This is a genomic window from Pseudomonas sp. MB-090624 (genome assembly GCF_003205245.1).
GTDB classification, from domain to species: domain Bacteria; phylum Pseudomonadota; class Gammaproteobacteria; order Pseudomonadales; family Pseudomonadaceae; genus Aquipseudomonas; species Aquipseudomonas juntendi.
In genome coordinates, this window is sequence record NZ_QJRK01000028.1 from 48,697 (window position 1) to 65,706 (window position 17,010).

A 17,010-nucleotide genomic window follows, 5' to 3' on the forward strand; every position below is an offset into this window, starting at 1 on the left:
CCGGGCGTTTGCCCGGCGGGTTTGCCGCGGCCTCAGACGACGTGAATGCCGTTCTGTACCCACAGGTGGTGGCTCGGGTCCTCCTGGGCCGTGTATTGGTTATAGTCGATCCCGTCGGCGGTCTGGTTGCCGACCAGGTTCCAGTTGTCAGTCATGTGCACCGAGTCATGGTTGTCGCCCTTGATGATCAACGTGTCGGTGCCGGTTTCGGTGATGGCCACCACGTCGGCCAGGTTGAGTGTCAGGGCCACCGCGCTGGTGTCGTTGAGGTCGATGGCCTCGATGCCGTGCACGCGGCCGACCAGGTTGCCTAGGTCGATGCTGACATCGCCGCCACCCCATTGCAGGGTGTCGGTACCCGTGCCACCGTCGACGCTGGCGAAGTTCTGGTCGACGATCACCAGGGTGTCGTCACCGGCACCACCTTCAAGCGTGATGTGCCCGCCCTGGCTGCCCACCAGGTGGTCGTTGCCGTCGCTGCCAGCAACCACATCGCTGACAGCGGCGACACTGGCCAGGGCGACTGCCTCTTCACCGCTGTCGGCCAGCAGCGACGTGGTGCTGACCAGGCCAGCGGCATTGTCCAGGTTGATGGTCAACGTTGCCGTGTCGGTACTGCCGTTAGGGTGGGTCAGCTCGTAGGTGAAGGTATCGTGCTGGCCGACCGCTGCGGCGCTGACCCCCGAGTTGAGGGTGTAGGTGTAGCTGCCATCGGCCTGCACCAGCAAGGTGCCATAGGTGCCCGCCACGCTCACCCCGTTGTAGCCGGGTATGGTGTAGGTGTTGGCTGCGGTCATTACGCTCAGCACGGTCAGTGCCGAACCCAGGGTATCGTCCGCCAGCAGGTTGCCGGTGGCCGCCGTAGCGCCACTGACCACGAACTCGTTCAGGTGCGTGGTGGTGGCATTGACACTGGTGGTGATCGAGCTGGCCAGGCCAATGCCGCCAGCGGTCACCCGCACGTGGTAGGTGCCTGCGCCCTGGTTCTGGAAGGTATACCCAGCGCCCCCGCCCAACAGGCTGATCAACGAGCCACCGCCTACCGATTGCACCAGCACGTACTGGCCCGTGGCCGGGTTGAGCTTGAGCAGTTCAAGGGTGGTGCCGTTGAGCAGGCTCAGCAGGTTGGCGGAATTGAGTACCACTTGCAGGTTAGCCGTGGTATCGGCAGCCACTGTAGTGGTGTAAGTGGCCTGGCGGCTGCCGATCAGCGGCAGGGTCAACGAGCCCAGCGTACTGCTGCTGGTGTCTACCCGGTTGGCCAGGGTGAGGTTGCTGAAGCCTACGTCGTTGACTGCGTCAAGTACCGTGGCTGGCGCCGCGTAGTTACTGTCGCTCCAGACTTCCGTGGCTTGTGGGCTATCGATGCGCACATACAAATTGGCGCTGTCGGACAGACCGTTGGGGTGCACCAGCTGGTAGCTGAACACATCCACTTTGCCGACGCTGGCGGGGCTGCCGTTTGGCGTGTAGGTGTAGCTGCCGTCGCCGCGAATCACCAGCGTGCCGTACAGGCCTTGCACCGTGGTGGCACTGCCGGCCGAGACGTAGCTGCCCCCTTTGAGCACCTGCAGCACCGCGGCGCTGTCCGGGCCCCGCGCATCCACCACGCCATCGGTGCCCACGTCGGTGATGACGTTGCCAGAGGTGGCTGTGCCAGTACCGGTGAACTCGGTCAGGCTGGTGGAGGTGATATCCAGCGAGGTGCTGACATTGGTGATCAGACCAATGCCGCCGCTGCCCACCGTCAGGCGGTAATCGCCCGCCTGCAGCACCCCGATGTCGACTCGCAGGCCTTGGCCCAACGGCAACAGGATCAGGTCCAGCAAGCCCTGGCTGTTACCGGTGGCCAGCGTGACCCAGGTTCCGCTGGCATTCTTCACCTGCAGGGTGAAGGTGGTGTTGTCCAGCAGGGCCAGTGCGCTGCTGGTGGTCAGGGTCAGCGTGGGGTCGGCCGTGGTGCCGGCGGCTACCGTCCAGGTGTAGGTCTTGGTGAACCCTGCCAACAGGGTGGTGAAGCTGTCGGTGTAGGTCCTGCTGGCGGTGACCGCGGCCAGGTCGACCGTCGCGGTGGCCAGGTTATCGCTGGCGATGACAGGGGCGTTGGCATCCACATCCGGCGCAGTGATGCTGGCGTTGCCCGACACGTTGCCGCGTGGGTCGCTCAGTGTCACCGCAAGCACCTGCCCGTTGTCCTGAGGGGGGCTCAGGGTCACGGTAAAGCTGCCATCGGCTTGCACGGTGGCGGTTTGCAGCACGGTGCCGCTGGCGCTGCGCACGGTCACCGTGGCGCCCACTTCACCGGTACCGGTCAGGGTGCTGCCGTCGGCACTGATCGCCAGGTTGGCGGCCGCAGCAGGTGGGGTCAGGTCCGGGGCGGTCAGCGTGGTACCGGTAGACACATTGCCAGCACTGTCGGTGAGGGTGACGCTCAGTGCCTGGTTGTCGATCTGCGCGGCATTCAGGCTGACCACGAACAGGCCGGTGCTGCCCACGGTTGCCGTACCCAGCACGGTCCCGGCACTGTTGCGCACGGTAACCGTGCTGCCAACCTGGCCAGAGCCACTGACCATTGTGCCGTTGGTATTGATGGTGGCCAGCGGCGCCGCCGGCGGGGTGGTGTCCGGGGCGTTGAGGTTGACGCTGCTGGACAGGTTGCCCGCAGCGTCCGCCTGGCGCACCACCAGCAATTGCCCGTCGTTCTGAGGCGTGGTCAAAGTGACGCTGAAGGTGCCGTCGGCTTGCACCACTGCACTGCCCACCGGTCCGTTGGCGCCTTGCACGGTGACGGTGGCGCCAGCTTCACCATTACCGGTCACCACGGTACCTGCGCCGTTGATGGTGACATTGGTCGGTAGCGCAGGCGGTTGCAGGTCGGCAGCGGTGTAGCGGGTGCTGCCGGACGTATTGCCCGCAACGTCGGCCTGGCTCACCGCCAAAACCTGGCCATTGAGCTGCGCGGCGTTGAGGTTGACGGTGTACACGCCACCGCCATTGACCACGGCGCTGCCGAGCACGTTGCCACCGGCATCGCGCACGGTCACCGTGGCACCGGCCTCGCCGGTACCGCTCAGCACCAGGCCGTTGGTCGACAGGCTGGTCACCAGTGGGTCGGCTGGTGCGGTGGTATCGGCTGCCTGCAATAAGGTTGGCTGCGACTCGCCGCCCACCAGGGCCACGGCGGTGACCTGCAGGTACTCGCCGTTGAGTTGCGCCGAGTCGAGCGTCAACGTGAAAGTGCCGTTCAATGTCGCGCCGCCGGTACCGATCACGTTGCCTGCGGCATCGTACACACGGATGCCTACGCCGCTGGGCGCGTTACCCGACAAGGTTAGGCCGTCGCTGCCCAGCGTCACGTTGGTCGGCGGTACTGGCGGAGCCACCAGCGGTGTGACATAGGTCGCCACCGCCGAGGTATTGATGCCGTCGGACTGGGTGATGGCCAGCGTTGCCAGCGAGCCTGCCGCCGGTGTCAGGTTGATCTGGAAGTTGCCCGCGCCGTCTACCGTGCCAGTGCCTATCACGCTGCCGCCCAGGCTGACGGTGACCGTGGCATTGACCTCGCCCTTGCCAGTGAGCACGTTGAAGGTGTTGTTGATTGCCAGGTTGGTCACCAGGTCAGGTGGCGAGGTGTCGTTGGCCTGGTAGGGCGCAGCAACCGAGACGTTGCCGGCGTCATCGGTAGACACCACGCTGAGCAACTGGCCATTGTTCTGCGCCGGGCTGATGGGCACGGTGAAGCGCCCGTCGGCACCGACCTCCACCTGGCCCACGAGGGTGTTGTCCGGGCCACGCACGGTGATCTGCGTGCCGGCCTCAGCAGTGCCGGTCATCGACGTACCGGCCGGGTTGAGCAGCAGGTCGCTTGGCTGCACCGGTGCGGTCAGGTCGGGGGCGCTCAGCTCCAGGGGTGCCGACGGGTTGCCGGTGGCGTCCTGGGCAATGATGGTCAGCGTTTCGCCGTTGATTTGAGGCTGGCTCAAACCGAGGACGAAGGTGCCATCCAGGTCGACCGTCACCTGGCCTAGCAGGTCACCGTTGTTGTTTATCACCGTGACCCGGGTACCGGCCTCGGCGGTGCCGATCAACTGGGTACCGCTGTCGTTGATGCTGGCAATGACGATGGCCGGCGGCGTTACGTCGACTGCCGTGACGGTACTGATCGGCGACACGTTGTCACTGGCGTCGGTCAGGGTTACCTGCACCTGCTGGCCATTGAGCTGGGCGGTGTCCAGGCCGACGCTGAAGGTGCCGTCGGCAGCGACCGTGGTGGTGCCAATTTGCGTTGTACCCACATAGACGCGCACTGTGGTACCCGCTTCGCCAACCCCGGTCAACACATCGCCCGCCGCATTGAGCCGCAACTCGGTAGCAGCAGCGGGCGGTGTGAAGTCCGGTGCCTGCACGCTGACGGGCGCGCTGACGTTGCCGGGCGGATCGGCCTGCAGTACCGACAGCACCTGGTTGTCGATCTGGGCAGGCGACAACGCGACGCTGAAGCTGCCGTCGGCCAGCACCGTACCGGTTCCCAGTACGGTACCGGCGGCGTTGCTCACGATCACGGTGGCGCCGGCCTCGCCCAAGCCAGTGACCACACTGCCGTCGGCGTTGATCACCACCTGGGTGAGCGGGGCAGGTGGGGTGAAGTCCGGGGTCTGCAGGGTCGCTGCTGGCGACACGTTCCCGGCGGCGTCGGCCTGGGTGAAGCTGAGCAACTCGGCGTTGCCCAGTGCCGGGTTCAGGGTAATGGTGAAGTGCCCGCTGGCATCGACGATGGCGCTGCCGATCGGGGCGCCGCTCGGGTCGGTCACGGTCACCTCGGCGCCGACTTCACCGCGGCCAGTCAGGGTGACACCATCGCCGGAAACCGCCAGCTCGCTCGGCGCCGCAGGTGGCGTGGTGTCTGGCGCAGTGATGGTGCTGGCGGCCGACTGGTTGCCGGCCGCGTCGGTCAGTAGCACCTGTAGTAGCTGGCCATCGGCTTGCGGCGAGGCGAGCACGACCTGGAAGCTGCCGTCGGCGCGTACCACTGCCGTGCCCAGCACACTGCCATCGGCAGCCAGTACCCGCACGCTGGCACCGGCTTCGCCGCTACCGTTGAGCAGGCTGCCGCCACCGGCGAATGCCAGGTCTGCAGCGGCATCCGGTGCCACGCGGTCGGGGGCGGTGATGCTGACGCTGTTGGACTCGTTGCCGGCCGCATCGGCCTGGCTGGCGCTGAGCTGTTCGCCGTTGAGTTGGACGCTGCCCAGGGTGGCGCTGAAGTTGCCGCTGGCATCGACCACTGTCGTGCCCAGGTCGATACCGCCTTCACCGACCACGGTAACGGTGGCGCCTGGTTCGCCGCGCCCGGTCAGGACCAGGCCGTCGCTGGACAGCACCAGGTTGCTGAGCGGTTGTGGCGCCGTAGTGTCCGGCGCCTGCAAGGTGGCCGGCAGCGACAGGCTGCCATCGCTGGCCATTGCGCTCACATGCAGCACTTCGCCATTGGCCTGGGCACTGCCCAGGTTGACGGTGAAGGTGCCGTCGTTGGCGACCGGGCTGCTGCCCAGCACCGCGCCGTTGGGGCCGTAAACAGTGACCGTGCTGCCCGCCGTGGCGGTGCCGGTGACCGATAGACCGTCTGCTGCCAGCACCAGGTTGTCTGGCGTGGCGGGGGCCAGAATGCCCGGCGCAGTCACGTTTTGCTCAGGCGAGGCGTTCTGCGCGGCATCGGTTTGCACAACGCCCAGGCGTTCACCGGTGAGCGCCGCAGGCGACAAGGCCACGCTGAAGCTGCCATCGGCGGCCACGGTTGCGGTACCCAATATGGTCGCGTCCGGGGCGCGTACGGTGACCGTCGCACCAGCTTCGCCCTGGCCGGTAAGGGTCGCGCCATCGGCAGACACCGCCAGGTTACTGACCGCCGTGGGCGGCGTGGTATCGGCGGCCGTGTACGGCGCCGCTGGCGATACATTGCCCGCCGCGTCGGTGGCAGTTACCTGCAGGTTCTGGCCATTGGTCTGGGCACTGTTCAGCGTGACCTGGAAAGTGCCGTTGCTGCTGGCCACCACGCTGCCCAGCACGCTGCCGCCGGCATCGCGCACGGTCACTGTGCTGCCGGCTTCGGCGTTGCCGGTCAGTTGCAGCCCCGTCGCCGACAGGGCCAATGCCGTGGGTGCTGCTGGCGGGGTGAAGTCGGGTGCGGTCACTGCCACCGCGCTGGAGGTGTTGTTGCCCGCATCGGTCTGGGTCACGCTCAGTTGCTGGGCGTTGAGCTGGGCAGTGGTCAAGGTCAGGCTGAAGCTGCCGTTGGCCGCGACCAGGCCGGTGCCGATGATGGTGCCGTCAGGCCCGCGCACGGTCACGCTGGCGCCGGCTTCGCCCAGGCCACTGAGGGTCAGGCCGTTGTTGTTCAGCACCACATTGGTCAGCGGTGCAGGCGGGGTCAGGTCTGGCGTGGCCACGTTCACCGCTGGCGAGGTATTGCCGGCGGCGTCCACTTGCGTCACACCAATGACCTGGCCGCTGTTTTGCGGCGTATCGAACGTCACGGTGAAGCGTCCATCGGCGCCCACCGTGGCGCTACCCAGCACGGTCCCGGCGGCATTGCTGACCTGTACCGTAGCGCCCACTTCACCGCTACCGGAAAGCTGCCTGCCGTCGGCACTGAGCAGCGGGTCGGCGATGGCGGCAGGTGGCGTGCGATCCGGGGTGGCCAGGCTGGCGGGGCCAGATACGTTGCCTGCGGCATCACCGAGGGTGACCTGCAGCGGGCTGCCGTTGACTTGCGTGCTGGGCAGGGTGATCTGGAACTGGCCGCTTTGGTTGACGGTGCCGGTAGCCAGAATGGCGCCACTGGCATCGCGCACAGTGACACTGGCACCGGCTTCGCCCTGGCCGCTGACCACGGTGGCGGCGGCGTTCAGGCTGAGGTTGCTGGCGGCGGCAGGGGCCTGTAGGTCAGGTGCCTGCAGGCTGGCGGCCAGCGACACGTTACCCGCAGCATCGGCCTGGGTGACGATCAGGTTCTGGCCGTTGGCGGCCGCCGGCGACAGAGTGATGCTGTACAGGCCATTGCTGCCGACCACGCCGCTACCCAGCACATTGCCCTGGGCGTCGGTGACCCGCACGTTGGCGCCCACTTCGCCTTGGCCGGTCAGCGTGCTGCCAGTGCGGTCGATGGTGGCGCTCGGGGCTTCGGGTGCAGTGGTATCGTTGGCGACCACGGTGGCCGGTACCGATGGCTGGCCGTCGGTGCCTATCCGTGCGCTGACCTGCAAGGTCTGTGCATTGAGCTGAGCGTTGCTGAAGAACACCCGGAAGACACCATCGCTGCCCACCGTCGCGGTGCCCAGCGTGGTACCGGCGGATGTCACGGTGATCAACGCACCCACGGTACCGGTACCCGTCAGCACGAAGCCGTCGGCGCTGATGGCCAGGTCCGCCGGGGTGGCCACTTCGCTGCCGGTCGGACCAGTCAGGGTCACACCGTCGGATTCGTTGCCGGCCGGGTCGATGACCACCACGCTGACCTCTTCGCCAGCGGCCAGCGGCGGGTCGACCGGCACCACGAAGGTACCATCCGGCCCTGCGGTGGTGGTGCCGCGGTCACTGTTGTCCGGGTTACGGATGACCACGATGCTGCCCGGCTCTGCAGTGCCGCCAACGCTGCTGCCGTCGGGGCTCACAGTCACGCCGCTGGCAGGTTCCGGGTCGGTGGTGTCGGGTGCGGTAACGGTAACCGGTGCCGAGCTGTTGCCCGCCGGGTCGGTGACGATCACGGTCACGCTTTCGCCGTTGTTCTGCGGGGTTGGCAGTGGCACGTTGAAGCTGCCGTCGGGGTTCACTTCAACCGTGGTTTCCACGCCTGCGCCGTCACGCACCGTCACGGTATCAGCGCCCGGTGCATTGCCGCTGACCGTGCTGCCGTCTTCGCTGACCACCACCCCGGTGGGCAAGGCCGGCGGGGTGAGGTCGGGTGCAGTGATCGGGGTGCTGTCGGAGACATTGCCCGCCACATCGGTCAAGGTCACCTGCAGCGCCTGGCCATCGAGCTGGGCCGGGCTGACCGCGACAATGAAGCTGCCGCCAACCGGCACCACCACGCTGCCCAGCAGGTCGCCGGCGGCGTTGCGTACCTCGACGGTGCTGCCTGCTTCGCCCGTACCCTGAACGGTGTCGCCGCCCGCGCTTATGGTCAGGCCACCCGGTGCTTGCGGTGCGGTGCTGTCGTCGGCAGTGAACGCCACGGATGGCGACGTGTTGCCGCCAGCATCGACCACTACCACCGACACGGTTTCGCCGTTGGTCTGGGCGGGGGCCAGGGGCACGCTGAAGCTGCCGTCCTCTTCCACCTGCGCGGAGCCCAGCAGGTCGCCAGCGCCGTTGCGCACCTGCACGGTACTGCCTGGTTCGGCCTGGCCGGTGAGTGCCGTGCCCGTGCCATTGATGCCTAGGCTTTCAGCGGCTACCGGGGCTTCCAGGTCCGGCGCGGTGACGCTGCCGGCGGTGGAGGTATTGCCGGTCGCGTCCGCCTGGGTGACGGCCAAGGTCTGGCCATTGAGCTGCGGTGGGTCGATGGTCACCTGGAAGCTGCCGTCCGTTTGTACGGTGGCAGTGCCCAGCACGGCGCCGCCGGCGCCGGTCACGGTTACCTGCGCCCCCGGCTCGCCGCTACCGCTCAGGCTGCCACCGTCACCCGCCAGTACCAGGCCGGTGGGTGTGTCGGGGGCCTGGGTATCCGGTGCCGACAGATCGACCGCGGTCGACAGGTTGCCACTGGCGTCGCGCTGCTCGACGGTCAGGGCCTGACCGTTGGTTTGCGGGGTATCGAGGCTGATTTCGAACGCACCACTGGCGCCTACCACGATGCTGCCCAGTACGCTGCCGTCCGGCCCGCGTACGGTCACGGTCGCACCCGGTTCACCGTTGCCGGTGACTGTGACGCCGTCGCCATCGATGGCCGGGTTGGTCACTGCTTGCGGCGGGGTACTGTCTGGTGCTGTGAAGTCCACTGGCCCGGCACTGTTGCCTTGGCTGTCGGTGGCTTCCACGGTCAGGCTTTCGCCATTGCGCTGCGGTGCGTTGAGGGTGACGTCGAAGCGCCCGTCCCCGCCCACGGTAGCGGTCCCCAGTACATTGCCGTCGGCATCGCGCACGGTGACCAACGAGCCGCTCTGGCCCTGGCCGGTGAGGTGGATGCCGGCGCTGTCGATGGCCAGCGCCGACGGTTGCAGCGGGCCATCCAGGTCAGGTGCGATGACGGTGGCGGTCGAGCTGTTGCCAGCGGCGTCACGCAGCACCACGTCCAGCTCCTGGCCATCGGTTTGCGCCGGGTTCAGGACCACGCTGATCACGCCATCGGCGCCAACCTGGGCATTGCCCAGTACATTGCCCTGGGCGTCCACCACCTGCACGCGGGTGCCGGGTTCGCCACGGCCGGTCAATACGCTGCCATCGTTGCTCAGTTGCAACTCGGTGGCCTCGTTGGGCGGGGTGATGTCCGGTGCGCTGATCTGGGTCGGCAGTGAGCTGTTGCCATCCGCGTCGATGGCTACCACATCCAGCAGCTCGCCGTTCGCCTGGGCAGGGCTGAGGGGGATGTTGAAGCTGCCGTCGTTGCCGACTTGCACGCTACCCAGCACACCGCCTTGGGCATCCCGCACTTCCACCAGGCTGCCAGCCGGGGCCGTACCACTGATGGCGCTGCCATCGGCAGCTACCACCAGCCCCGTCGGGCTGTCCGGCACGGCAATGGCCGGTACGGTGACCGTCAGGGCAACCGAAGGGTTGCCGGCGGCATCGGTCTGTTGCAAGGCAATGGCGTCGCCTGCGGCCAGTGGGCTGTCGAGGTCGATCAGGAAGGTGCCATTCGCTGCGACCACCCCGGTGCCGATCACGTTGCCATTGCCATCCCGGATTTCTACCGTGGCACCCGCTTCACCGCGGCCGGAAACGACCAGGCTGCCAGCACCCAGCACCACATTGCTGATAATGCCGGGCGGGGTGATGTCCGGGGTTACGTAGCTCAACGGCAGCGAGGTGTTGCCTGCGGCGTCGGTCACCCGCACGCTGACGGTTTCGCCATTGGCCTGCGCCGGGTCGAGGGTGAGGCTGAAACTGCCATCCGCTTCGGCGAGGGTACTGCCGATCACGTTGCCAGCAGCGTCGCGTACCTCTACCCGGGCACCGGCCTCGGCATTGCCGGTCAGGCTGACGCCATCGACCAGCGCCAGGTCGGTGGGTTGCAGTGGCGCCACCTGATCCGGTGCGGTCAGCGGGCTTGGGCTGGACACGTTGCCAGCAGCATCGGTCAAGGTCACTTGCAATGACGAGCCATCCACCACCGGGGTGGGCAGGGTAACGTTGAAACTGCCGTCCTGCTGCACGGTGCCGCTGGCCAGCAGTTGGCCTTGGTCGTTGCGTACCTCTACGGTGGTGCCGGCTTCGCCGCGGCCGGACACGGTGCGGCCGTCATTGCTGATCGCCAGGTTGGTGGCAGGCTCTGGTGGCGTGGTGTCGCCGCCGTTGTCGATGACCGGTGCGGTAAGGGTGCCGGCCTGCGAGGCATTGCCGGCTGCGTCGGTGGCAACCACTTGCAACTGTTCGCCCGCCACCTGGGCAGGGCTAAGGGTGATTTCAAACGCACCACTGGCGCCCACCACCACAGTGCCAAGTACGGTGCTGCCATCGGCCGCCAGCACGCGCACGGTGCTGCCAGGTTCGGCACGGCCGCTGACGGCGGTACCGTCGGCGGTAATGGCCAGTTCGCCAGGCGCCACCGGTGGCGTGATGTCTGGTGCGCTGACCTGTACCGGCAGCGACGAAGTGCCGTTGTTGTCGATGGCTACCACATCCAGCAGTTGGCCATTGGCCTGGGCCGGGTTGAGGACCACGGTGAAGGTGCCTTCAGCGCCGACCACCACGCTACCGATCAGCGCACCCTCGGCATCATGCACTTCCACGCGGCTGCCCACGGGTGCCGAGCCACTGACGCTGGTACCGTCTTCAGCGACCACCAGGTCGCTTGGGCTGAGCGGTACGGTTACCAGCGGCACGTCATAGTCCAGCGCCAGCGAGGCGTTGCCGCTCGGGTCGGTCTGGACCAGGCTCAGGCGTTCACCCGGCAACGCGGCCGGGTCCAGGTCGAGCTGGAAGGTACCGTTGGCGGTCACCACGCCGCTGCCGATCAGGGTGCCGTTGGCGTCGCGCACCTGCACGGTCGCGCCGGCTTCGCCACGCCCGCTCAAGGCCAGGCCATCGGCGCCGACCACGATATTGCTGACCTGCGCCGGGGCAGTGGTGTCTGGCGCCTGGTACTGCAGTGGCGAGGAAATGTTGCCGGCAGCATCCACCAGGCGAATGTCCAGCACTTCGCCGTTGGCCTGTGCTGGGGTCAGGGTCACGCTGAACGTGCCGTCGTCGTTGACCTGAGCGCTGCCCAGCAGGGTGCCCGCGGCATCGCGCACCTGCACGCTGGCGCCTGGCTCGCCGCTACCGCTGAGGGTGACGCCGTCGACCAGCGCCAGGCCGGTCGGCTGGGCCGGGGCCTGCAGGTCCGGTGTTACCACCGACGCAGGGGCGGAGGCATTGCCGGCGGCGTCGGTCAGCACCACTTGCAAGGTGCTGCCGTCCTTGACTGCAGGTTCCAGGGCCAGGGTGAAGCTGCCATCCGGGTTGACCGTGCCGTTTGCCAGCACGTTGCCTTGGGCGTCGCGCACTTGCACGCTGGCACCGGCTTCACCGCGGCCGCTGAGCTGGGCACCGGCCAGGCCGACGAGCAGGTTGGTGGCGGCTTCCGGTGGCGTGTTGTCGCCACCGTCAATGTCTGGTGCGGTGACCGTGCCGGCCGTAGAAGCATTGCCGGCGGCATCGGTAGCGGTAACTTGCAGCACCTCGCCGTTCAACTGGGCGGGGTCCAGGGTAATGCTGAAGCTGCCGGTGGCACCGACTACCGCGGTGCCAAGCACCGTGGTGCCATCGGCCGCCAGCACCCGTACGGTGCTGCCGACTTCTGCGCGGCCGGTGACCACGCTGCCGTCGGCGCTGATTACCAGCTCGCTGGGGGTGACCGGTGGGGTGATGTCCGGTGCGGAGACCTGGGCTGGAAGGGACGAAGCACCGCTGCCATCGATGGCCACCACCTCCAGCAGTTCGCCATTGGCCTGGGCCGGGTTGAGAATGACCGTGAAGGTGCCGTCCTGGCCAACCTGCACACTGCCAACCAGCGTTCCGTCGGCGCCGTAGACCTCCACGCGGCTGCCGGTCGGCGCGGCGCCGCTGATGCTGCTGCCATCTTCGGCGACTATCAGGTCGCTCGGGCTGGCAGGGGCAGGGGTGACCGGCACCTCGAACTGCAGCGCTTCGGAGGTATTACCGCTCGGGTCGGTTTGCACCAGGCTCAACTGAGCACCGGGCTGCGCGCCAGGATTCAGGTCGATCAGGAAAACGCCATTGGCAGCGACCACGCCGCTGCCGATCACGGTGCCGTCGGCATTGCGCACTTCAACGGTGGCGCCGGCTTCGCCACGCCCACTCAACGCCAGGCCATCGGCGCCGACCACGATGTCGCCCACAGCCGCCGGTGGCGTGGTGTCGGGTGCGGTGAATGCCAGCGGTATCGAGCTGTTGCCGGCAGCATCGACCAGGCGTACATCCAGGGCTTCGCCATTGGCCTGGGCAGGTGACAAGGACAGGCTGAACGCCCCGTCTGCACCGACCACGCCGCTGCCGATCACGGTGCCATTCGCATTGCGCACCTGCACGGTGGCGCCAGGTTCGCCACGGCCAGTGAAGGTGACGCCATCGGCCAGGGCCAGGTCGGTCGGCTGGGACGGGGCCTGCAGGTCCGGTGCGGTGACCGTGCCAGGTTGCGAAACGTTGCCGGCAGCGTCGGTCAGGGTCACTTGCAGGGCGCTGCCGTCGTTGACGGCTGGGCTCAGGGTGAGGACGAAGCTGCCATCCGGGTTGACCGTGCCGTTGGCCAGCACGTTACCTTGGGCGTCACGCACCTCCACGCGGGTGCCGGGTTCGCCGCGACCGCTCAGCTGGCCGCCGGCCAGGCCGATCACCAGGTCTGTGGGTGCCAGCGGTGCGGTGTTGTCGCCACCGTCAATGTCTGGGGCGGTGACGGTGCCGGCCGCAGAAGCGTTGCCGGCATTATCGGTAGCGGTAACTTGCAGCACCTCGCCGTTTACCTGGGCGGGGTCGAGGGTGATGCTGAAGCTGCCGGTGGCACCGACTACCGCGGTGCCAAGCACCGCGGTGCCGTCGGCCGCCAGCACGCGTACGGTGCTGCCGGCTTCGGCGCGGCCGGTGAGCACGCTGCCGTCGGCGCTGATCACCAGCTCGCTGGGGGTGACCGGTGGGGTGATGTCCGGTGCTGAGATCTGGGCTGGCAGGGACGAAGCACCGCTGCCATCGATGGCCACCACGTCCAGCAGTTCGCCATTGGCCTGGGCGGGGTCGAGGGTGACGGTGAAGCTGCCATCGTCGCCTGCAACCCCACTGCCAAGCAGCGTGCCATTGGCATCATGGACCTCCACGCGGGTGCCGGCCGGCGCGGTGCCGCTGATGCTGCTGCCATCTTCGGCAACCACCAGGTCGCTGGGGCTGGCGGGCGCAGGCGTGGTCGGCACTGCGAACTCCAAGGCCTCGGAGGCATTGCCACTCGGGTCGGTCTGCACCAGGCTCAGTTGCGCGCCGGGCTGCACGGCCGGTTCGAGATCGATCAGGAAGGTACCGTTAGCGCTGACCACGCCGCTGCCGATCACGGTGCCGTCGGCATCTCGCACTTCAACGGTGGCGCCGGCTTCACCACGCCCACTCAGCGCCAGGCCGTCGGCGCCGACCACGATGTTGCTTACGGCAGCCGGTGGCGTGGTGTCGGGTGCGGTGAATTCCAGCGGTATCGAGCTGTTGCCAGCAGCATCGACCAAGCGCACATCCAGGGCCTCGCCATTGGCCTGGGCAGGTGACAAGGACAGGCTGAACGCCCCGTCCGCACCGACCACGCCGCTGCCGATAAGGGTGCCAGCCGCGTCGCGCACCTGCACGGTGGCGCCGGGCTCGCCGCGGCCATTGAAAGTGACCCCACCAAGCAGGGCCAATTCGGTTGGCGGCGCAGGTGGCTGCAGGTCGGGTGAGGTGACCGAGCCGGGGTGCGACTGGTTGCCGGCAGCATCGGCCAGGGTCACTTGCAGGGCACTGCCGTCGTTCACCGGCGGGTCCAGGGTGATGGTGAAGCTGCCGTCGGCACCTACGCTGCCGGTGGCCAGGATATTCCCGGCCGCATCACGGACTTGCACGCTGGCGCCCGGTTCGCCACGCCCGCTCAGCTGGCTACCGGCCAGCGCTATGGCCAGGTCGGTCGGCGCTGCTGGTGGCGTGGTATCGACCCCATCGAGGTCCGGCGCGGTCACCGCGCTGGTGGCTGAGGTGTTGCCCGCCGCATCGGTGGCGGTGGCTTGCAGCACTTCACCGTCGGTTTGTGGTGGGGCCAGCTCGATGCTGAACACCCCGGTCGGGCCGACCACGGCGCTGCCCAGCTCGGTACCATCGGCAGCCACGATGCGCACGGTGCTGCCGGGTTCGGCGCGGCCGGTGATCACGCTGCCGTCGGCACTGACGGCCAGTTCGGCAGGTGCCGCGGGTGCCGTGATATCGGGCGCGGTGATCTGGGTGGGCACGGAGGACACGCCCTCGGCATCGAGGGCCAGTACGTTCAGCAGTTCGCCGTTGGCCTGGGCAGGGGTGAGCTCGATGCTGAAGCTGCCGTCGGCGTTGGCTACGGCGCTGCCAATCAGCGTGCCGCTGGCATCGCGTACTTCCACTCGGCTGCCGGCAGGGGCGCTGCCCGTGAGGGTAGTGCCATCTGCATCGATGGCCAGCCCGCTGGGGCTGGCCGGGGCAGTGGTGAGCGGTACATCGTACTCGACGGCCACCGAAGCATTGCCGCTGGGGTCCACTTGCAGCAGGGTCAGCTGGTCGCCGGGTTGCACGGCCGGGTCGAGGTCGATCAGGAAGGTGCCGTTGGCCGTGACCACGGCACGACCCAGCAGGTTGCCGTCGGCATCCCGCACTTCCACAGAAGCCCCGGCTTCACCATGGCCACTGAGGCGGGTGCCGCCCGCACCGACCAGGATATCGCTGACGGCATCCGGCGCAGTAATGTCCGGGGCGTTGAATTGCAGGGGCGTCGAGCTGTTGCCGGCGGCGTCGACCAGGCGTACGTCAAGCGCTTCACCGTTGGCCTGGGCAGGGGACAGGCTGAGGCTGAACGTTCCGTCCTGGTTGACCACCGCCGAGCCGAGCAGGTTACCGGCAGCGTCGCGCACCTGTACGGTGGCCCCCGGTTCGCCGCGGCCGGTGAAGGTCACCCCGTCCGCCAGTGCCAGGTCGGTGGGCTGTGCCGGTGGCAGCAGGTCGGGCGACGTCACTGCGCCTGGCTGCGACACGTTGCCGGCAGCGTCGGTGAGGGTGACTTGCAGGGTGCTGCCATCCTTGACGGCCGGGTCCAGGCTAATGGCGAAGGTGCCATCCGCGCCGACGGTGCCGGTCGCGATGACCGTGCCTGCGGCATCACGCACCTGCACGGTGCTGCCGGCTTCGCCACGGCCGCTGAGCTGGCTGCCGGCCAGGCCGATGGCCAGGTCGCTGGGTGCTTGCGGTGGGGTGGTGTCGCCGCCGTCGACGCTCGGCGCGGTCACCGAACTGGCGGTAGAGGTGTTGCCAGCTGCGTCGGTGGCCGTGGCTTGCAGTGTTTGGCCATCCACTTGCGCCGGGCTGAGGGTAATGCTGAATACGCCCGTGGCGCCGACCACTGCGGTGCCCAGCTGGCTGCCGTCGGCGGCGAGGATACGTACGGTGCTGCCGGGTTCGGCACGGCCAGTGAGTACCGTACCGTCCTGGCTGACCACCAGTGCGCTCGGTGCAGCCGGGGCGGTGATATCCGGGGCTGTGAACACCAAGGGTGTCGAGCTGTTGCCGGCGGCATCTACCTGGCGTATGTCCAGGGCTTCACCGTTGGCTTGTGCGGGGGAAAGCGTGAGGCTGAAAGTGCCGTCGGCGTTGACCACGCCGCTGCCAATCAGGTTACCGGCAGTATCGCGCACCTGCACGGTGGCACCCGGCTCGCCGCGACCGCTGAGGGTAACGCCATTGGCAAGGGCCAGGTCACTCGGCTGGTCAGGGGCCGTGGTGTCGGGCGTGTCGATATCTGGCGCGTTGATGCTGGCCGGCGGTGAAACATTGCCGGCGGCGTCGCTGGCACTGACCTCCAGAGCCTGACCATCGGTTTGCGCAGGTTGCAGGGTGATGCTGAACTGGCCGTCGGCGCCGGCTACGGCAGTGCCCAGCACTGCGCCGTCGGCCCCGCGTACGGTTACCGTCGAGCCGGCTTCGGCGCGGCCGTTCAGACGCAGGCCATCGGGCGATACCAACAGGTCGATGGGCGTGGCCGGTGGGGTGGTGTCCGGGTCGGCGCCACCCCCGCCACCGCCACCCCCGCTGCCGGCCGCCGCCGCCGCACCGCCGGCACCGAGCAGGCTGAGCCCGGCAATCGCCCAGGTGGGCATGGCGCTGCCAGCGGTACCCAGGCCTGCAACCAGCTCATCCAGGGAGTTTACGTCTTCGAAGGTGAAGCCCTCGAATGCCGCCGCATTGTACTGGGCGTGCCACAGGGTGCCGTCCTCGCCAACGAAGACAATGTCGCTGCCGACACCGGCCTGGTCCACTGCGAAGAAATTGCCGATGGTGATTTTTTCCCCGGACTTCAGGGTGAGGACCAAGTCCTGCCCGCGCTGGGTGACGGTGGCCAGCTGATCGGGAGCCACGGGCATCTGCACGACGCCTGGCCCTTTGAGATTGATATTGCCCCAGGCGCTCTGAGTGGCGACTTCAGTTTGCTTATCGGCGACGACGATGTTGTCCATGGATGCTCCCTGCTGGTGTCCGGATCCCCAGCCCGTTATCGGGCTACAACCGCAGTAACAGGACCCGTGCAGGGGTGTTACGCACAGCCTCGACCAG

Annotated in this window: 1 protein-coding gene; it reads right to left on the minus strand. The window is 67.7% G+C overall.

Annotation, left to right across the window (positions count from 1 at the left end; translation table 11 throughout):
* Window positions 1–32: 32 nt before the first annotated feature.
* Window positions 33–16,913: a BapA/Bap/LapF family large adhesin gene (locus DMX12_RS16705; protein ID WP_110678780.1), complete on the minus strand. Its 16,881-nt coding sequence runs from the start codon at window positions 16,911–16,913 to the stop codon at window positions 33–35.
* Window positions 16,914–17,010 lie beyond the last annotated feature (97 nt).